Raw genomic sequence first — 18,988 nt, forward strand, 5'->3', positions numbered from 1 at the left:
ACTAAGCCTAGAGAGCGTCAATTTTCTTCTTTTCTGACAGAGTCGATTTGTCTGGTATCTCCCGAACTCGTGTCATACTCTTCCTACAAAATTTAAAATTATCTATATTTAACAATTAGTTACAATCAAGGTGCCAAACGTGCTCGTTTGACTTTGCTTCCTATATCCCTAGTCTTGCCGATCAGTAGATTAGGAAAGACTTATGATGCCACGTTTTCAAACACGATTTCACATGCCGCGCCTGCGCGTGATGGTGCTGTGCGCGCTCTGCCTGCTTGGTTTAGGTACAGGTGAGGTGAATGCGACCAAAACTGCGCCAGTAGCGCCGACCAGCGAGCCACAAAGGGCGACGTTGGTGTTTGGTATCGTGTCAAAAGAGGGAGCGATGGGTACCCACCGCGATGGCATCAATGCATTTGACGCCATCAATCAAGACTATCTGGTCAACATTGCCAACGCGCTGAAGTTGAAGGTAGAACTGAAAGGCTACCCGACGGTGTCTGCACTGCTGGATGCGATTGAGCGTGATGAAGTGGTCGGGGCGGTGGGCTTTAGCCACACCGAGGAGCGAGCCAAGCGATTTATCTTCTCTAAACCTTTTTTCACTAGCAGTGTGGCGGTGTGGTACGCCGATCGTCACCTCGCCAAACATGCGCCTGAATCTCTTGCTTGGTCATGCATTCGCGGCACTTCCCATTGCGAACAGCTCAAATCGGCGGGCATTGATAACATTCACTATGCCCGCGATCTTGATGATGCCAAGCAAGCGATGGAGTTGGGGTTGAGTGATGCGCTTATCTCCAGTTTCGTGGTCTTAAACACCTTTCTTGATGGCCATGACATCGTCAAAGGTACATTGGCGACGCCAGAGTGGGTCAAGAGCGAGAAAGTGCGCTTGATCACCACCGCCAAATATCAAAGCCTTGTCGATCGCGTCAATCAGGTGCTGAATTTAGAAGAGCAGGGAGATAACGTTCGCTCGATAGTCTCCGACAACCCTTATCACTCGGTTGAACTCAAACTGAACGATTTTCACCGTACCCATAGCGCCGAACAGCCGATCACTTATAGCGCCGCGACCACCGCCTATCCGTTTCTGTTTCGTGGTGAAGACGGCAAGCTTGATGGCTTTTTGCATGATTTCTTCCAACTGCTTCGCTCGCGGACAGGGCTCGAGTTTACCCATGTAGAGCCTGATCATCTCGATGAAGGGAGCCTGTCAGGCTATAACGCCGATTTGGTCCCCGTGGCGTATACCGATGAAAAACCGATGGCGAAGTGGCAACTGACTGAGCCCTTTTTGTCCCTCAACTATGTTGCCGTGACCCGTGAAGGTGACGTGCCTCAACATCAGGGGCATGACATTGTCGGCGTTTTGACCAGCAGTGAGCACCAAGGATTTGTCCATCTTACCGGGTGGCGAGATCGCCAGATCAAACAATACGACACCCTGAAAACGCTGATTGCAGATTTGAAATCTCAAGCGATTGATTTTGCTTATATCCCTAAAGATATCGCGCACAGTTTGGTGGTACGAAGCGATGTCGGCGGGCTCGAAATCAACGAGCGTGAGCCTCTAAAAGTGCACCTCGCGTTTGCGGTGAAAAACTCCCCGCAGTTGAAGCGATTGCTCGACAGTGTATTTAGCACCATTGACGTTAACGAGATGGCGAAGCTGATGCGAGGCTATCGCCAAATCAACTTCATCTACGGCTATGACGACAAGCAAGTGGTGCAGGTCGCTGGCGCTGTGCTGACATTGGTATTGCTGGCGGCGCTGCTGACCTACTTTATTATCTCTAACCTCAGGCTCAAAGTGGGCTTGGCTGAGGCAAGTGCAAATCAAGAAGAGAACGAAAAAGAGTGGTTGAAGACCATTATTTCAGAGCTCGACAGTTGGGTATTTATTCATGACAGCCGCAACCAGATGGTGCTGAGTAACTGCGAGCACGTTCAACGTGGCGATTGCAACGGGTGCACCGTGGCCAGTCGTAGCGCGCAGTCGCCTTTGGTCGATAATGCGCAAGAAGTGGAGCGGGTATTGGCGGGTGAGCTGATCGCGGATTATCACCAAACTCAAGATTGTCGTCTGTCGGTGGCGCACATTTTCCGCCAACGTAAAATGATCACGTCTCCGAGCTCAAACAATCGCTTTGTGTTGACGGTGCTCAACGACATCACCGAGCACAAAGCGAAAGAAGCCGAGCTTCTCAAAGCGAAGCAACATGCGCAGGAAGCGGTCGTCTCTCGTGAGCGCTTTTTGGCAACCATGAGCCATGAGCTGCGCACTCCCATAGCGGCAGCACAAGGGCTATTGGAGCTGATGCAAACCAAGCCGTTGCATTCTGACGTGTCTGAACTGGTGGAACAAGCCAAACAATCGACCCGTCACCTCAATCAGCTGGTGGATGAAGTGCTCGATTTTTCCAAATTGCACGCCAATCAGTTGCGTGTGAATCCGGTTGAGACCGATCTGCTGCAGGTGGTGGGGGAGACGGTTCGTTCCTTTGAAAGTGCAGCGCAGAGCAAAGGGCTGGAGTGTCGCGTAGCGTTTTTACCTTTTGCCCAGCGTTATGGCGTGATTGATGATGTGCGAGTGGTGCAAATCATCAACAACTTGATGTCTAACGCGATTAAGTTCACCCAGACGGGCTTCATTAAAATTGATGCATCCGCCACTGATCGGGCACTTAACGTGACGGTCTCTGACAGCGGCATCGGAATGACGCGCGCCCAAATAGAAAAGATTTTTCAGCCGTTTACCCAAGCCGACGATGGCGTGACGCGCCAATTTGGCGGCACCGGTTTAGGGCTGAGCATTGTTGATAAGCTGGTGGCCTGCATGGGTGGGTCATTAAATATCGAAAGCATCGTCAATGTTGGCAGTGTGTTTCGCTTACAGCTGCCACTCAAACCCAGTGCTCGCTTAGATCCGATATTGAGCGATGTGAGCTACAACGAATCAGGTTTACCTGTAGAAATGACACAGTGGTTTCGCGCCTGGGGGCTGAAAGCCTGTGAGAGTCACGCGGATGTGATGATGCTTGAAAACCATCATCTTCAGATTCGAGGTTTGAGTGATGACGTACATGAGATTCCGAGTCAGCACTATCGCTACCCTCATCTGGTGCTTAAAGCCTTGACGGAGCGCACGCGTCAGACATCGACCTCCACGTCAGCAGCTAAGGATGCGCCTGCAAGTCCCGCGCTGAGCGGACGTGTTTTGGTGGCGGAAGATAACCTCATCAATCAAAACATCATCGCGATGCAACTGGCTGAGTTGGGCGTTGACGCCAAGATAGTCGATAACGGCGAACAAGCGTTGGCTTATCTTGCTCAGCACCAGGATATCGATGTGCTGCTGACTGACTTTCATATGCCCATCATGGACGGTTTTGCCTTGACGCGTCACATTCGTCAAGACTCGACACTGAGTGCGTTACCCGTGATTGGCCTCACCGCAGAAGATTCGCGAGTGGCGACGGAGCTTGCCAGCCAAAGCGGCTTGGACCATGCCCTTTGCAAGCCGTATTCAATGGCGCAATTACGTGCTCTGCTTGGCTTGTATCTGCCCGCAGAGGCGAGCGAAACCCGCGCCATGCCCGCTTGGCTTGCTCAGTTAAGCGAGAGCGAACAAGCTGAATTTGCGGCGCTGTTTGTGCAGTCGATGAATCAAGATTTAAAGGTGCTGCGAGACAGTGATGATATCGATGTGCTTCGCAAGGCGATACACAGCATTAAAGGCGGCTTGGCAGCCGTTGGGCTCACGTCACTGGTGACTCAGTGTCAACACATAGAGCACTCTTCTGCTCACTCATTCTCTCAGGGAGTCGCGTCATTGATTGATAGTCTGACGCAAGAGGTAGCCGCGGTAGACCGCTGGAGAACCCAATCATGACACACACAGTGATGTTATTAGACGACCACCCCTTACAGCTAAAAATGCTGGACAGAGCGCTACGCCAACTCGGGGTGAGTGATATTCACAGTTTTACCTCGGTAGATGCGGCGATGGCATCAGTGAGTGAACGGGATTACCAGTTGATCTTGTGTGATTTGAGCATGCCCGGTCGAGATGGTATCGACATGCTTGAAGCGCTCAATGAGGTCGGTTTTGCTGGACATGTCGCCATTCTCAGTGGGCTAGATCAACCTGTGCTCTCTACCGTGAAAGCCATGTGTCAGGGTTACAGTTTTGACCTTATTGCCCAGATCAGTAAGCCTTTTGTTGAGGCCGAATTAAGCGCTCTATTTTCCTACATCAAACCGACCCCGCGCACATTCGTTCAACGCGCGCTAACGCTAACGGATGCGGAGTTTTTGCTCGCATTGGCTGCGGGGGACATTTGCAATTTTTATCAGCCTCAAGTGGATTTCAATACTGGTGAGGTAGTGGGCGTTGAAGCGCTGGCGAGATGGCAACACCCAGAGCATGGCACGCTCTTCCCCGATACCTTTCTTCCTATGGTGGAGCGATGCCAGTTGTCGAACGAGCTGTTTGATACCGTATTGCTCAACGCGCTCATGGATATGCAGCAGGGTTTGCTGCCCGCCAAAGTCTCCGTGAACGCCGATCAAGCGAATCTGGAGAACCCCAATTTTGCCGATCATGTGCTGACGCTGTGTCGTCAGCACCGAGTGGATCCGCAGCGTCTGACGATAGAAATCACCGAAGAGTACTCGTATCAGAAAAATCGTGCGCTATACAAAAACTTAGCCAAGCTGCGCGTCAATCACATCAATGTCGCGATTGATGATTTTGGTACAGGCTACTCCTCGTTGGAGAACTTGTATGCCTTCCCATTTAACGAAATCAAGATAGACCGCACCTTTGTGCTTGGTCTTGAGAACGACACCAAAAAGCAGCGCATCGTGACGTTTATCAGCCAACTTGCGCAATCTTTCAACATTCATGTTGTGGCAGAAGGTGTGGAGACGAAGCAATCGTGGGATGTATTGCGCGGGTTGAGTGTGCATACCTGCCAAGGCTACTTGGTCAGTAAACCTGTTCCTTTGGCAGAGCTGCCGCTTTGCCAACCTAATTTAGTAGAGAGCTTATTATGAGTAAATGTCGCTGTTTAGTGTTTGATGACCATCCACTGGTGGGAGTGGCGATTCGCGCCACCATCTCAACCTTACCCTTTATTGACAGTGTCTCTGTGGCCAACAACGCCAAGAGCGCGCTCAATACTATTAAGTCAGGGGCAGTGGACTTACTTATCTTGGACATCAATCTCACCGATGTCGATGGATACGATTTCTACCGCCGCATTAAGTCTCATGGCTATCGCGGTAAGGTCTTGTTCTATTCGGCGGAAGAGAGCGCGCTGTTTAGCGAATTGGCGTTTAAAGCAGGCGCTGACGGTTATGTGTGTAAGTCGGAGCAGCAAGAGATCTTGCGTGATGCAGTAGAAGGGATCTTCAACGGCTATACCTTCTTCAAGTTCAAATCAACTCCGAGCCCTGAGCGCGAGAAAGTGGATCTCTCTAATCGTGAAGCCGTCGTGATGAACCATTTACTGCGCGGAAAAACCAACAAGGAGATCGCGCATATTCTGTCGATCAGCGACAAAACCGTGAGCACCTATAAGAAGCGTCTTTTAGACAAATATGGTGTGGGCAATTTAATGGAGCTCAACAAGGTTGCGGCATTATGATTAGCAAAAAAGTGAGTCGTGTCAGCGTGCTGACGAAGTCTTGCGCGTTGGCATTCATCGCTTATATCTTACTGTTTTTTGCCTACTCCTATGTGCAAGTCAGCACGAAAAAAAACGACTTCAAGCTGCTGACGGAAAGCATCGATACTCAAAAGCAGCGCCTGATTTACACCTCTTTGTTTGTGAATACGGTTTTTCATATTGATGAGGCGGTGTTGGAGGAGACGTACAACAATATCGGTCAATATGGCATTAAGACCTACGTTTACCCACTGACCGGAGAGTCGCACCAGCTAAATCGCGATGAGAAAGTGGTGTTGTCCTCACTGATTTATGCCTTTGGCAATATGAATGCGTTTTTACTCGATGATCGCTCTGCGACCTACTACCAATCGTTTCAAGGGCAGGGAAAGTTCATCTTTTTCAGCGATATGGGGCAAATTGACTTGGGTACACGCGCCATCCACGATCAGCGCTGCGAACGCTTTCGAATTTGTTCTCGATTTTCCACCGCAGAGGCGCTTTCAGATCGCTTAGTAGTATCAAAAATCTACCAGGATATGATTTCAGGCGAACCGACAATAACGCTGTCGAGCCCCGTGTTGCATCGTGGTGAAGTGATGGGTGATGTGAGCGTAGATATGTACGCGTTTGGTTCAAAATTTGGTGAAGAAGCGACGTACAGCTCAGGCAATGTGGGCGAGCTTAATTATGTGCAAATCAGTTACCCGGACTACCCGTTGGCAGAGCTGGGCTTTCGCTCGCACTATGTGATTGATAACAAATCGGTGCTCAGTTTCAATTATCCGGTCAGCAAGTTGTTGCTTGATACGTTACCCGCCTTTTTCTTGCTTTGGTGTGTCTCGCTACTTGGGGTGAATCACTACGCCAAACTGCGTGAGGCGAAAGCCAATATCGCCAAAGTGTACGAAGAGTCACACCGTGATGAGATGACAGGGCTGTATAACCGCAAGGTATTCAATACTCGCAAGTTTATAGAAAAAACACACAGTGAAACTCTGGCTATCTTGGCCGTGGATGGCAACAAACTCAAAACCATCAATGACGAATATGGACACCATACCGGCGATGAAGCGATTAAACACATTGCCAACGCGATGAAGCGTGTTTTCCGCGACTCCGACTATCTTGTTCGCTCGGGCGGTGATGAGTTTCTCGCCATCTTGCCGGGGTGTACTCCACCTCGTGTGTTAGAGCTCAAAGAGAAGTTGCAACAGCAGGTATCGGCTCAGCTGTTAAGACCGATGAACATCGCGGTGACCGTGAGCGTGGGTGTGGCGTTTAAACGGCCAGATGATGAGCTAGACCATGCGCTGATCATGGCGGATGAAAATCTCTATCAAGACAAAGGCAAGCGGGGGGGTAAGTAAGAGGTGATGCAGCAAATCCAGCCTAACGATCACACGGCGTGGCTAGATGCCTTTGAGCCAAGCACAAGGCCGATGATGGCGCAGTGCTATATCGATGTGATGCAAGAAGACGCCACCGGTTTAACGCAAGCGCTTGAACGGGAGGATGTCGCGGCTGTTCGCGCTTTGCTGCATAAGATCAAGGGCGGCGCGGCGATGGTGGGTCACCACTTATTGGCGAGTGAGGCGCATCACTTATTGCAAGCCAGTTCTCTATCGGTGCAGGGTGAGCCGGCGCTTATCCTATTTTCACGAAACCTAAGCCAAAGCATTGAGCATGTCGTGAACTGGCAATCGATGCCGACATCGGAGGATGCAGGGCCATGAATGGGATCAATGTTAGCCAGCTTAAAGTATTGGTCGCGGATGACTCGCGTTTAGTGTGCAACTCTATCTTGTTGATCCTAAGAGAGATTGGTTTTGATAGCAGCAACGTTGTTTGTGCCTATCGGCCAAATGAGGTGATCAATCACTGCAAGCAGATTGCGTTCGACATCGTGATTTGTGATGTGAACTTCAATAGCCAGATCAACGGCTACCAACTGCTCGAAGAGTTGCATCACTTACAACTGCTCAAAAGCGATCTCTTTTTCGCCTTTTTAACCGGTGAAAACCAACCGCAAATCGTGCGTACCATCATTGACTGTAACCCGGATGATTATTGGCTTAAGCCCTTCAATAAGCCCTTTCTCTCTGCGCGTCTTTACAGCGGTCTCAAGCGGAAAAAGGCACTGGCGAGTGTCTATGCCGCTATTTATGACAAGCAATACCAACAGGCGCTAGAGGTATGTGATGAGCTGCACCCGTTTCACCCGCAGTATGGGCGTCATCTGGGCCATCTGAAAGCCCAATGCTATGCCCAGTTGGGTCAATATGAGGATGCGGCCCTGCAGTATCGCGCGCTGCTCGATGAATATGATTGCGACAGCGTGAAAACCGCATTGAGCAAAGTGCTGATTGAACAAGAAGAGATTGATATGGCGAGGGATGTACTCAGCACCTTGTCGAATCAAGACAATAATCCCTACTACCATGATGGGATGGCGGCGGTGTGTGTGCGTAACGACAACATAGAGGGGGCGATAGGACATTTAAAATTGGCCACCAATCTGCTTGAGGCAGGGACAGAGCGCGAGTTGATTCTCTCCAATCTGTCGCTAGCGATAGCTCATTATGACGACGCGTTTTATTACATTAAGCGCTACAGCGAAAAGAACGAAAATACCTATCGGCAAAGTGAATACATCACGCTCAACACGGTCCGCAGTTTTCTCTATCGAGCCGTTGATGAGGATAAGCCCGCCGTGTTTGAAGCTCAGCGCTACCTCATCAATGGTAAGTTGGATGAGCTTGAAAAGTGTCGTCATCTTGATGTGCAAGTGACGTTGCTGCATGTGCACATTCATTGGTTGTCGCAAGATATGCGCAGCGCCGTGTCGCTCATTTCTGAGCTCACCGTTGATAAGCCACTGCATTTCTATGATTATTTTCATTGGCTCTACCTACTGGAGCACCTGTCGCTGTTTAACGACATTCCCGTGCTCTTGCAGCAGGCCAAAATGGCGATTCGAGACGAGCAAATTGCCCATATTAAGAAGAGCCAGCACGTCATGTGGAAAAATTTTGAAAGCCGCTTCAAAGATAAGCAGCGCCAAATTCAGCGAGTGAAAAGCATTATGGCGCAATGGAACGAACGCGACGAAAAAGAAGGCGAGAAATACTTAGAGCAATACGCGACGCTCAAAGCCCTGATGCCGAACTCCTACAAAGTGAGCTTGGCAATCATCAAGCTACTGGCTAATAACCGCATTCGAATTCGCGACTACCGAGAGGTATTTAACTTGTTGGCGGATTGCCATCGAGTAGTCCATGCGCAAATGTCGGCACAAGAGCGCAACAACAGCAATTACAAAAAGCTCTATGCGATGGCGAAAGACAATGTAATGGAGTATGCCTAAGCCACCGGAGTGACTTAGGCAGGATATTAAGCTTTGATACGAATGATCGGATGATATAGGTTAGAAGCCGCGCATTTGGATACGACGCAGGAACTCCGTCATCAGGCGGTCATAGAGAAGATCGCCGAGGAAAGCGTCTTCAACATGATGGTCAATACTCGGGTTGTCATTGACTTCAATCACGTAGACTTGACCGTCGATCTCTTTCAAGTCGACACCATATAAACCATGACCAATCAGATTCGCTGCTTTGACCGCCACATCGACGACATTCTTTGGCACTTGCTTAAGATCGAGCGTCTCAAAACTACCAGATGAAACACGGCCACTGTTGTGGTGTTGGTAGATTTGCCAGTGACCACGACTCATCATGTATTTACAGGCAAAAATCGCTTGGTGGTTCAAAACACCAATTCGCCAGTCAAAATCGGTCGGCATAAAGGCTTGAGCCAAAATCAATGCGCTTTTCTCAAACAGCGCCGCCGCTTCGCGCTCAAGCTCCTCTTGGTTTTTAACTTTCACCACACCGCGAGAGAAGGCGCCATCTGGAATCTTAAGCACCATAGGAAAGCTCAACTCACTCAGCAAGTCGTCTTGCCAGTCTGGGTCAAAGCGATTCAAAATCACGCTTGCAGGCGCAGGGACTTTGTTGTTCTTCAACAGCTCAGTCAAAAACACCTTGTTGGTACACTTCATGATGGACTCAGAGTCATCCATCACCACTAGGCCAAGCTTTTCGGCGGTTTTGGCAAAGCGGTAAGTGAAGTTGCTGATGTTGGTGGTCGCGCGAATAAACAAGCCATCAAATTCGCCAAGACGCGAAATGTCGTCTTTGCCAATCGACTCTAGGTTCATCCCCAAGCGATCCGCTGCACGTTTAAAACGCTTCAATGCAGAGGCATCCGATGGCGGCATTTTTTCCTCTTCATCGACCAGCATTGCGAGATCATAGCGGTATTTTTTCACCTGCTTGGGTTTGCGCCAAACTTTGTCTGAGAACTGCTCAAGCGACTCGATAAAGAAGTTTTCTTCTTGATCCTCAAGCTCTTGGAACGGGAAGGCCGCCACAGATTCGATTTGCCACTGCGTTTGATGTTTGGTCATCTTGAGCTCGATGATCGGAATCATAAACTGCTCAAAAAGCTGACGGGCAAGTTTTTCAAGCCCTGCTTGTTGCGTACGACCAAAATAGATCTTGCAAGACAAGGTCGTTAAGTCACTCGGCAGTTTACTCAGCTTGAGGAAATTAGATGACATCAACAGGGGTTGAGAAATATCATTGATAGCAGTGACCGTCGGGATCACTCGGTGACGACGGGCCTCGGCCATCAGCGAACAGTAGTAACCACTGCTCATGTAGCTGTAATCGCGACATAGGTTGACCACTTGAACATTACGTTGGGTGGTTTGCCAATCTCTGTCGAGGTATTGCGCCACGCTCACCACTTGTTCTGACGGGAAATATTGCTGCCAATCACTGGTTTGGTCGGCGACAATTAATAAGTTTGCCATCTATCTTGTTCCTTAATAATAACGCTATGATGGGTAAACACTAGCATAAGCTTTTTTGAAGGTATCACATGAATTTTCGCCAATCGAAAATCACAGATCTCAGTGCGTTAAATCAGTTGGAAAAGTCACTTTTCTCCAGTGATAGGATCTCACCACGGCAGATGAAAAGGTTCATCCAATCTGAACATTCTTCTTTGTTCGTAGCACAGTGCGATGAGCAGGTGGTTGGCTATGCATTAGTTTTGTTTCACCAAGGAACACAACTGTCGAGACTCTATTCCATCGCGGTGATGCCACAGTACCGGGGACGAAATATTGCACAATCGTTGATCGAAATGTGTGAGCGCGCTGCCGTCGAAAAAGGCTTCACAACAATACGACTAGAAGTGCGCGAAGACAATATAGGCGCGATAAATTTATACAAGAAATTGGGCTATAAAACCCTCAAGCTGCTGATCCATTACTACGACGATTTGTGTGATGGGCTAAAAATGCAAAAACGCTTAAGTCATTACGGACCTAAGACCTTGTTAAATATGCCACTTTATGTGCAAACCACGCCATTTACTTGTGGCGCGGCGTCGCTGCTAATGGCTTTTGCGCATTTCGATAAATCACAACCTCTGACACGCAGTGCCGAGTTGCAATTGTGGCGCGAGGCGACGACGATTTTCATGGCGTCAGGCCACGGTGGGTGCAGTGGTCATGGGTTGGCACTGGCAGCGGCACGACGCGGGTATCATGTCGAGCTGTGGAGCCAATCCCAGTCAACGCCATTTATCGACAGTGTGCGTGATGACAACAAGAAGCAAGTGATTGAAATTGTTCATCAGGATTTTTGCCAACAGTTGGCGGAGCAGGACGTGGATATCATCGACTCTCCACCGTCACAGAGTCAGTTGGAGCGCTGGGTGGAAGAAGGGGCTAGTATTTTGCTGTTAATCAGCACCTATCGTTTTAATGGCAGCAAAGAGCCGCACTGGGTGGTACTGAGTGGGATGAGCGAGCAGTTCTTTTTCATTCATGATCCGCACGCTGAATCTGAGCTGGATGCCGTTGGCTCGGCGCACGTGACGGTCAGCAAAGCGGCGCTGTCGCAGATCATCGGTTTTGGCAAGCAGCGTCATACCGCTTGTGTGGTGATTCGCCCTGCGCACTCTGAATCCAGCGCAGTGGCGTCACAGAGCTAGTTGACCGAATAACGCTTAGATTGGGTCGCGTCAGGTTGCTCGGTTTTACTTTCGTCTTGGCTATTAAGGCTTTGCCATTTCAGCGCGCCATTGCTCTCAAAGTCGTTGGCTTTGGAGCAGCGCAGCAGGTGATCCTTGACTTCAATCACGGCGCCCAATGAGTAGGCTTGGTCTTGGTAGTAGCAGACGCGCTCCGCAAGGCGCGTAGCGTTGACGCCGACAACCGGTTTACCCGGCGTTGTGATGACGGTTGCCAACGCAGGATAAGTCATGCCGAGAGCCAACAACAGACTTAGAATTTGAGTGCACAATCGCATCGCTGCGCTCCTTTTACTCTTTGGTTGGTGATGAACTTAGGGGATGCGGTGGCTTTAAACACCATCAAATTTGCGTTGATAACGCGCCAGCATACTTTCGTTGCCCAGCAATCCCCCTTGATGCACATAGAGAATAGTCTTTTGCGGGTGATTTGGGTACCAGTTGAGCAGGCAGCGCCACATCATGGGATCGTAAAGCAGATCAAACTCAACATCGGTGTCGGTCAGCAGCAGCTGCCACATCCGATAATCCGCTTGATACAACTTGCCAAAGTGATGCTTTTGTTCGAGTTCAAGAACGGTGGGAAACACCTCTTCACCCAATGCTCGCCATTGCGCTTCGAGGTAGGCTCTCCCACCCACACACGGACAAGTCAGAACCTCAATGCCGTGCGATCTGAGTGCTTTTTGCAGATAGAGCGACGTGGTACCGGTCCCGGAAGGTAGGGCGACAACAAACTCGTGCTCGGGATGATAACGAGTCCAAGAGAGAATTTCTCGCGCCAGTCCTGCCACACCGGGTTCTGCCAGAGTAGAGCGGCCGCCTTCGGGGATCACTAAGCAGGTTTCATCAGGTTGGCGGATTTGCTCGATGTAGCTCGTGGGTTCTAGCCCTGAATCGCCGACGGCGATGATTTGCCCACCGAGCTCCAACACGCCGCGATAATTGCCCATCGGCTGCTGCTCTAGCCATGCGGGGATACGATCGACATAAAACTCAAACGCCCAGCCCTTTATTGCAGCAAGCGCGGCAAGCGAGTAGGCGGAGTTCGCCTGTGCGCTGCCATAGCCAATCAAGGTTTTCACCTTTGGCCACTCGCCGCTCAGTACTGACATCAGTTTGCGTGCCTTGTTACCAGAGAAGTGGCTGTGCAGTTGATCGTCTCGCTTGAGAAAAAAGGGGATCGAAGCCACTTGATGTTGCGTGACGGGCGTATCGCTGAGTTTCATGGTCTAATGTGCTGGGTGTCAAAAAGAGGCGTAGTGTATAAAACTAGCACTAAAAAGTCTTGTTGGTCGGTTTGAGCGCAAAAGATAAAAAAGCCCAGAGTAAAAGGTCTCTGGGCGGATACATAAAACATAGGAGTTAATAAGAAAAAGCAGCATATGAGTAGGTTCAGAAAGGAAACAAGTTTGACGGCCTGTAAACTTCGAATGCTCTGCTCACTACACCTATTCAGACCGGAGACGGCCCAAACAGTTCAATAAATTTCCTCTCTTTTTTCTTCTTTGCACACTTTTTTGTTCGCAAGGAAAAATCTCTCTTACGTTTCAATGAATTACTTTCACACTTTTTTATCTGGTCAGACCAAAGCGCAAAAATGTGATGTTAATTGGTTGTTAGTTAAATGTTTCGGATGTATATTTCAAACAGTTGTTTAATACGAGTGCTTTAAAATGTCTGCGAGAAATAAGACGAAAGAGAAAATCCTAGATGTAGCGGAAGCGTTGTTTGCTGAGCATGGTTTCAATGACACGTCTCTTCGTACCATTACCAGCAAAGCTGGAGTGAATCTCGCGTCAGTCAACTATCACTTTGGCGATAAGAAAACCTTGGTACGTGCAGTGCTAAACCGTTATCTCGAAGCTTTTATGCCCTCAGTGCAAGATGCGCTAATAAACTTAAATCTCAATGATACGTATGAAATGTCAGACGTGTTTGAGTCACTGCGTACGCCACTAAGAAACTTAAACGATGTAAGACCGAACGGCACCAGCCGCTTTATGTTGCTGATTGGGCGTGGTTATACCGATGTGCAAGGTCACTTGCGTTGGTTCATTACCACACGTTACCAAGAGACGTTATCACTGTTTACCCAATCGGTGATGAAAGCCAACCCTGAGTTGACTCAAGAAGCGCTGTTCTGGCGTTTGCATTTTACCCTCGGCACCTGCGTGTTCACTATGGCTTCGAGTCAAGCGCTGCTAGAGATCGCTGAAAATGATTACGGCAAAGCGATGGATGCCAAGTCCGTCGTTGACCAACTGATTCCTTATTTGGCTGCGGGCGTCGCGGCGAAATAAATCGAGTAATAGCGAAGGTTTTTAAGACCAATAAAGCATTTTTAACATCAACAAAGCATTTATAACACTAACAATAAGTTCAACACCCTAACGCGAACAAAAGGATCGGATTATGTGCTCTCTAAGAAGAAAATGGGTCAGCGACCCAGCTTTCAAAATGTTCAAAAAAGTACTACCGCCGCTATCAAGCACAGAGAAAGAAGCCATGGAAGCGGGCAGCGTATGGTGGGACGGAGAGTTGTTCTCAGGCCGTCCTGATTTTCGTAAGTTGCACCAATATCCTGCACCAACGCTAACAGCGGAAGAGCAAGCCTTTATGGACAATGAGCTCGAAACCTTGTTGGCGATGCTCAATGACCACAAGATCGTCAAAGAAGATCGCGATCTGCCAAAAGAAGTGTGGGATTACCTACGCAAAGAGCGCTTTTTCTCGCTGATCATTTCGAAAGAATATGGCGGTCGTGAATTCTCTGCATTGGCAAACTCAACCATCGTTTCGCGCATCGCCACTCGCAGTATCAGTACAGCGGTATCGGTCATGGTGCCAAACTCGTTAGGTCCGGGTGAGCTGTTGTCCCACTATGGTACGCAAGAGCAGAAAGATTACTGGCTGCCACGTCTTGCCGATGGTACCGACATTCCGTGTTTTGCGCTAACTGGCCCGGAAGCGGGTTCAGATGCCGGTGGCATTCCCGATGATGGCGTCGTCTGTTACGGCGAGCACGAAGGGAAAGAGGTGCTCGGTATTCGCCTCAACTGGAACAAGCGTTACATCACTCTCGCGCCCGTTGCGACGGTACTTGGCCTTGCGTTTAAAATGTATGACCCAGACGGCCTGCTAGGCGATGAAAAAGAGCTCGGCATTACCTGTGCGTTGATCCCGGCGGATCACAAAGGGGTGGAAATCGGTGAGCGTCACGACCCGCTAGGTTTGGCGTTTATGAACGGTCCAACGCGCGGTAAAGATGTCTTTATTCCTATGGAGTGGCTCATTGGTGGCCAAGACTACGCCGGTAAAGGTTGGCGCATGCTGGTGGAATGTTTATCAGCAGGTCGCGGTATCTCGTTACCAGCACTTGGCACTGCGATTGGCCATCTGACGTCACGCACTACAGGCGCGTATTCCTACGTGCGTAAGCAGTTTGGTATGTCGATCGGTAAGTTTGAAGGGGTTGCAGAAGCGCTAGGGCGCATCGGTGGTTTGACGTACTTGCTTGAAGCGAGCCGTACACTCACCACGACCTCGTTGGATCTGAAAGAGAAACCGGGCATTGTGACGGCGATTGCCAAATACCACATGACGGAAATGGCCCGCACCATTTTGAATGATTCGATGGACATTCACTCAGGCCGCGCTATTCAAGATGGCCCGATGAACTACCTTGCAACGCACTATCTCGGTGTGCCGGTCGCTATAACCGTGGAAGGCGCGAACATTTTGACCCGTAACCTGATGATCTTTGGTCAAGGGGCGACGCGTTGTCATCCATACGTGCTGAAAGAGATGGAAGCGGCCGCCAACCCAGATGAAAAAGAGGGGGCGAAGCAATTTGATGATTTGCTGTTCAAACACATCAAACACGCGATGGGCAACACCTTCGGCGCGTTTGGCGCGGCGCTCACCGGCTCTCGCTTTATCAAAGCCGATATGAGCGGGCCAACGCAGCAATACTATAAAGAGATGACACGTCTCAGCCGTGCGTTGGCGGTCAGTGCGGACATCGCAATGGCGACACTGGGCGGCGATCTAAAACGTAAAGAGATGATCTCGGCGCGTTTAGGGGATGTACTGGCGTATCTTTACATGGCGTCTGCGGCACTGAAAAAGTACGAAGATGAAGGTCGCCAGCAGCAAGATCTCGATTACGTACACTACGCCGTGCAGCACTGTTTGTATCACGCGGCGCAGTCATTGCAGCAAGCCTTTACCAACTACCCACAAAAAGCGGTTGGGCGTTTGCTGAAAGTGATCATCTTCCCACTGGGCAATCGCTACACCAAGCCAAGTGATCAGCTTACTGTGAAACTGGCAGAAAGTCTGATGACACCAGGAGCGCACCGTGATCGCCTCACTCACCTTTGCTACATTGACAAAGACGCGGATGACAGTGTCGGCTTGATGGAAAACGCGTTCCTTGCCATGTATGGGGTGAAGAGCTTAGAGCGCAAACTGATGCGTGCAGCTAAAGACGGTGTAGTCGCTCGTAAAGGGCTGCTGACCGAGCGATTAGCGCAAGCCTTAGACGCTGGCGTGCTGACTCAAGCTGAAGTGGATAAGATCTTGGCCGCGGATAAATTGCGTTACCGCGCCATTCAAGTGGACCACTTTAGCCACGATTTCAGCGAGACTCGTACCCATCAAGAGGGTGCGAAGCCAAAGCTCGATAGCGTGGCGTAATAAAGTACGTCACCGCTCTTACTACTCAGAGGCACCGTCATGGTGCCTCTGCTGTTTCTGCTCAGTAAAATGCTTTGGATACCACAGAGAGAAGCCACAGGAAGTGATCCAACCACTTGCCTTTTCACGACATTTTTACAGAAATTAGATGCGATCTGGCGTTGAACCTTTTATCCTAGCCGGGTTTTGTTAAGGAAGTTGAATATGATCATCAAACCTAGAATTCGTGGATTTATCTGTACAACAACGCACCCAGTGGGTTGTGAAGCTAACGTAAAAGAACAAATTGCTTACACTAAGGCGCAAGGCCCAATCAAGAACGCACCTAAGCGTGTACTGGTTGTGGGCGCATCGAGTGGCTACGGTCTATCTTCTCGTATCGCAGCGGCATTTGGTGGCGGCGCTTCAACCATCGGTGTGTTCTTCGAGAAAGAAGGCACAGAGAAAAAGCCGGGCACAGCCGGTTTCTACAATTCTGTCGCTTTTGAAAAACTCGCGCGTGAAGAAGGTCTTTACGCAAAAAGCTTGAACGGTGACGCGTTTTCAAACGAAGCAAAAGAAAAAACCATTGAGCTGATCAAACAAGATCTGGGTCAGATCGATATGGTGGTGTACTCACTGGCTTCTCCAGTACGTAAAATGCCAGAGACGGGTGAAGTGATTCGTTCTTCTCTCAAGCCTATCGGCGAAACCTACACATCGACAGCGGTGGATACCAACAAAGATGTGATCATCGAAGCGAGCGTTGAGCCTGCGACTGAAGAAGAGATCAAAGATACTGTCACCGTAATGGGTGGCGAAGATTGGGAATTGTGGATCAATGCCCTCTCTGAAGCCGGCGTGCTGGCTGATGGCTGCAAAACCGTCGCTTACAGCTACATTGGCACTGAGCTGACGTGGCCGATCTACTGGGACGGTGCGCTAGGTAAAGCGAAGATGGACTTAGACCGCGCAGCCGCAGCACTGAACGAGAAACTTTCTTCAACCGGTGGCAGCGCGAATGTCGCAGTATTGAAATCGGTTGTGACTCAAGCGAGTTCTGCGATTCCTGTTATGCCGCTTTATATCGCTATGGTATTTAAGAAGATGCGTGAGGAAGGCGTTCACGAAGGTTGTATGGAACAAATCTACCGCATGTTCAGCCAGCGTCTTTACAAAGAAGATGGCAGCGCAGCAGAAGTGGATGAGAAGAACCGCCTGCGTTTAGACGACTGGGAATTGCGCGACGACATCCAACAACACTGCCGTGACCTATGGCCACAAATCACCTCTGAAAACCTAAAAGAGCTGACGGATTACGTCGAGTATAAAGAAGAGTTCTTGAAACTGTTTGGTTTTGGTGTCGAAGGCGTGGATTACGACGCGGATGTTAACCCAGACTACAAAGCCGATTTTATCGCTATCTAACCGCTGCTTATCGTAACGTCACTACTCAATATGTGGCGTTAGAAACAAAAAATCCGGAGTTGATGCTCCGGATTTTTTCACTGCTATTTTCAATCGGCGGCTTTGGAACGTCGGCTTACCCAGCTCTTTATCCTAGTCAGTCCGCTTACTTAAACGTCGACCAAATAGGCGCGTGGTCAGACGGTTTTTCAATCCCGCGCAGCTCGTAATCAATATCCGACTCGACGCATTTTTGCGCCAAACTTGGCGTAGCTAGAATCACATCAATACGTAGACCACGGTTATCATCGAAACCGCGAGAACGATAATCAAACCATGAAAAACGATCGTCGACACTTGGATGAACCTGACGGAACGTATCGACCAATCCCCAATCCATCAAGGTGTTAAGCCACTCGCGCTCCTCTGGTTGGAACGAACACTTGCCCGTTTTTAACCAACGTTTGCGGTTGGGTTCACCAATACCAATATCGCTGTCCAGTGGGCTGATATTGATGTCACCCATCACGATTAATTGCTCGTCGCTGCTGTGATACTCGTTCAAGTAGGTCATTAAATCTTGATAAAACTGACGCTTATACGGGTACTTGGTTTCGTGGTGGATGTTGTCACCTTGAGGGAAGTAACCATTGAGGACGGTCACTTTCTCTCCCGCGTCGTCTTCAAACGTCGCCATGATCATGCGTTTTTGATGATCATCATTGTCGGTCGGAAAGCCTTTTTGCACGTGAATCGGCGCTTTCTTACACAGCATGGCCACACCGTAGTGCGCTTTTTGACCGTGAAAGTACACGTGATAGCCCATCGCTTCCAAATCCTCGAGTGGGAAAGCTTCATCATGCACCTTGATCTCTTGAAGACCAATCACGTCAGGTTGGTGCTTATCAATAATGGCTTGCAGTTGATGAAGGCGGGCGCGAAGGCCGTTGATATTAAAAGAGATGACTTTCATTGATAATCCTTGCTTGAATAGGTCTCGTTTTTGCAGTCTAAATCCACTGGTTTTGAATAGTAACACTTCCACTTTTGGCTGACTAATGCCAAGCGTTCAGCATCTTCCTCCGAGCGATAGTAACAAATTCTTAAACTTTTGA

14 protein-coding genes are annotated in these 18,988 nt (G+C 49.5%); 10 read left to right on the forward strand and 4 right to left on the reverse strand.

The window, feature by feature from the left end; genetic code table 11:
• Positions 1-202 precede the first annotated feature (202 nt).
• From AC6R03_RS14405 to AC6R03_RS14430, 6 genes are read left to right on the forward strand one after another with little or no spacing between them, the layout of a single operon-like run.
• The gene (locus tag AC6R03_RS14405) at positions 203-3,898 is read left to right on the forward strand and encodes an ATP-binding protein (RefSeq protein WP_500631660.1); all 3,696 of its coding nucleotides are present in this window, start codon (positions 203-205) and stop codon (positions 3,896-3,898) included.
• A complete protein-coding gene (locus AC6R03_RS14410; RefSeq protein WP_500631659.1) occupies positions 3,895-5,064 on the forward strand; it encodes an EAL domain-containing response regulator in 1,170 nt (389 codons plus the stop codon). The genes AC6R03_RS14405 and AC6R03_RS14410 overlap by 4 nt, the downstream gene beginning before the upstream one ends.
• A complete protein-coding gene (locus AC6R03_RS14415) occupies positions 5,061-5,657 on the forward strand; it encodes a response regulator (RefSeq protein ID WP_500631658.1) in 597 nt (198 codons plus the stop codon). The genes AC6R03_RS14410 and AC6R03_RS14415 overlap by 4 nt, the downstream gene beginning before the upstream one ends.
• Positions 5,654-7,048, forward strand: coding sequence for a sensor domain-containing diguanylate cyclase (locus tag AC6R03_RS14420; protein WP_500631657.1), 1,395 nt, complete (start codon positions 5,654-5,656; stop codon positions 7,046-7,048). The genes AC6R03_RS14415 and AC6R03_RS14420 overlap by 4 nt, the downstream gene beginning before the upstream one ends.
• A 6-nt stretch (positions 7,049-7,054) precedes the next feature.
• Complete coding sequence (locus tag AC6R03_RS14425; RefSeq protein ID WP_500631656.1) at positions 7,055-7,414, forward strand: Hpt domain-containing protein; 360 nt, start codon at positions 7,055-7,057, stop codon at positions 7,412-7,414.
• On the forward strand, positions 7,411-9,045 hold the full coding sequence (locus AC6R03_RS14430) for a response regulator (protein WP_500631655.1): 1,635 nt from the start codon (positions 7,411-7,413) through the stop codon (positions 9,043-9,045). Before AC6R03_RS14425 ends, AC6R03_RS14430 begins: the two co-directional genes overlap by 4 nt.
• 60 nt (positions 9,046-9,105) lie before the next feature.
• On the opposite strand, the gene AC6R03_RS14435 is transcribed toward AC6R03_RS14430, so the two are convergent.
• On the reverse strand, positions 9,106-10,557 hold the full coding sequence (locus AC6R03_RS14435) for a RimK family ATP-grasp domain-containing protein (RefSeq protein WP_500631654.1): 1,452 nt from the start codon (positions 10,555-10,557) through the stop codon (positions 9,106-9,108).
• Positions 10,558-10,625: 68 nt separating this feature from the next.
• On the opposite strand from AC6R03_RS14435, the gene AC6R03_RS14440 reads away from it, so the two are divergent.
• Positions 10,626-11,747 carry a GNAT family N-acetyltransferase/peptidase C39 family protein gene (locus AC6R03_RS14440; protein WP_500631653.1) on the forward strand — a complete coding sequence of 374 codons (1,122 nt, stop codon included), beginning with the start codon at positions 10,626-10,628 and terminating at the stop codon, positions 11,745-11,747.
• On the opposite strand, the gene AC6R03_RS14445 is transcribed toward AC6R03_RS14440, so the two are convergent.
• Both AC6R03_RS14445 and AC6R03_RS14450 read right to left on the reverse strand, forming a co-directional pair.
• The gene (locus AC6R03_RS14445) at positions 11,744-12,064 is read right to left on the reverse strand and encodes a DUF1496 domain-containing protein (RefSeq protein ID WP_500631652.1); all 321 of its coding nucleotides are present in this window, start codon (positions 12,062-12,064) and stop codon (positions 11,744-11,746) included. The two genes, AC6R03_RS14440 and AC6R03_RS14445, sit on opposite strands and share 4 nt — an antisense overlap.
• Positions 12,065-12,118: 54 nt before the next feature.
• Positions 12,119-13,015: a 1-aminocyclopropane-1-carboxylate deaminase/D-cysteine desulfhydrase gene (locus AC6R03_RS14450; protein WP_500631651.1), complete on the reverse strand. Its 897-nt coding sequence runs from the start codon at positions 13,013-13,015 to the stop codon at positions 12,119-12,121.
• Between the two features lie 447 nt (positions 13,016-13,462).
• Between AC6R03_RS14450 and psrA the strand changes: the two genes are divergently transcribed.
• From psrA to fabV, 3 genes are all read left to right on the forward strand, one after another.
• Positions 13,463-14,089, forward strand: a complete 627-nt coding sequence (gene psrA, locus AC6R03_RS14455; RefSeq protein WP_334550821.1) for a TetR family transcriptional repressor PsrA — start codon at positions 13,463-13,465, stop codon at positions 14,087-14,089.
• A 112-nt stretch (positions 14,090-14,201) separates the two neighbouring features.
• On the forward strand, positions 14,202-16,487 hold the full coding sequence (locus AC6R03_RS14460) for an acyl-CoA dehydrogenase (RefSeq protein ID WP_500631650.1): 2,286 nt from the start codon (positions 14,202-14,204) through the stop codon (positions 16,485-16,487).
• Positions 16,488-16,691: 204 nt separating this feature from the next.
• Positions 16,692-17,894, forward strand: a complete 1,203-nt coding sequence (fabV, locus tag AC6R03_RS14465; RefSeq protein ID WP_334550818.1) for an enoyl-ACP reductase FabV — start codon at positions 16,692-16,694, stop codon at positions 17,892-17,894.
• Between the two features lie 145 nt (positions 17,895-18,039).
• Here the strand turns inward: fabV and xthA are convergent, their stop codons facing one another.
• Complete coding sequence (gene xthA / locus AC6R03_RS14470; protein WP_500631649.1) at positions 18,040-18,846, reverse strand: exodeoxyribonuclease III; 807 nt, start codon at positions 18,844-18,846, stop codon at positions 18,040-18,042.
• Positions 18,847-18,988 lie beyond the last annotated feature (142 nt).

The organism is Vibrio sp. R10-SG-ISO4 (assembly GCF_059834135.1).

Excerpts from the sequence above, each read along its gene's own strand:
- AC6R03_RS14435 (WP_500631654.1), bottom strand. The coding sequence starts at position 10,557 with ATGGCAAACTTATTAATTGTCGCCGACCAAACCAGTGATTGGCAGCAA.
- fabV (WP_334550818.1), top strand. The coding sequence starts at position 16,692 with ATGATCATCAAACCTAGAATTCGTGGATTTATCTGTACAACAACGCAC.
- AC6R03_RS14460 (WP_500631650.1), top strand. The coding sequence starts at position 14,202 with ATGTGCTCTCTAAGAAGAAAATGGGTCAGCGACCCAGCTTTCAAAATG.
- AC6R03_RS14440 (WP_500631653.1), top strand. The coding sequence starts at position 10,626 with ATGAATTTTCGCCAATCGAAAATCACAGATCTCAGTGCGTTAAATCAG.
- AC6R03_RS14430 (WP_500631655.1), top strand. The coding sequence starts at position 7,411 with ATGAATGGGATCAATGTTAGCCAGCTTAAAGTATTGGTCGCGGATGAC.
- AC6R03_RS14410 (WP_500631659.1), top strand. The coding sequence starts at position 3,895 with ATGACACACACAGTGATGTTATTAGACGACCACCCCTTACAGCTAAAA.
- AC6R03_RS14450 (WP_500631651.1), bottom strand. The coding sequence starts at position 13,015 with ATGAAACTCAGCGATACGCCCGTCACGCAACATCAAGTGGCTTCGATC.
- AC6R03_RS14425 (WP_500631656.1), top strand. The coding sequence starts at position 7,055 with ATGCAGCAAATCCAGCCTAACGATCACACGGCGTGGCTAGATGCCTTT.
- AC6R03_RS14420 (WP_500631657.1), top strand. The coding sequence starts at position 5,654 with ATGATTAGCAAAAAAGTGAGTCGTGTCAGCGTGCTGACGAAGTCTTGC.
- AC6R03_RS14445 (WP_500631652.1), bottom strand. The coding sequence starts at position 12,064 with ATGCGATTGTGCACTCAAATTCTAAGTCTGTTGTTGGCTCTCGGCATG.
- xthA (WP_500631649.1), bottom strand. The coding sequence starts at position 18,846 with ATGAAAGTCATCTCTTTTAATATCAACGGCCTTCGCGCCCGCCTTCAT.
- AC6R03_RS14415 (WP_500631658.1), top strand. The coding sequence starts at position 5,061 with ATGAGTAAATGTCGCTGTTTAGTGTTTGATGACCATCCACTGGTGGGA.
- psrA (WP_334550821.1), top strand. The coding sequence starts at position 13,463 with ATGTCTGCGAGAAATAAGACGAAAGAGAAAATCCTAGATGTAGCGGAA.
- AC6R03_RS14405 (WP_500631660.1), top strand. The coding sequence starts at position 203 with ATGATGCCACGTTTTCAAACACGATTTCACATGCCGCGCCTGCGCGTG.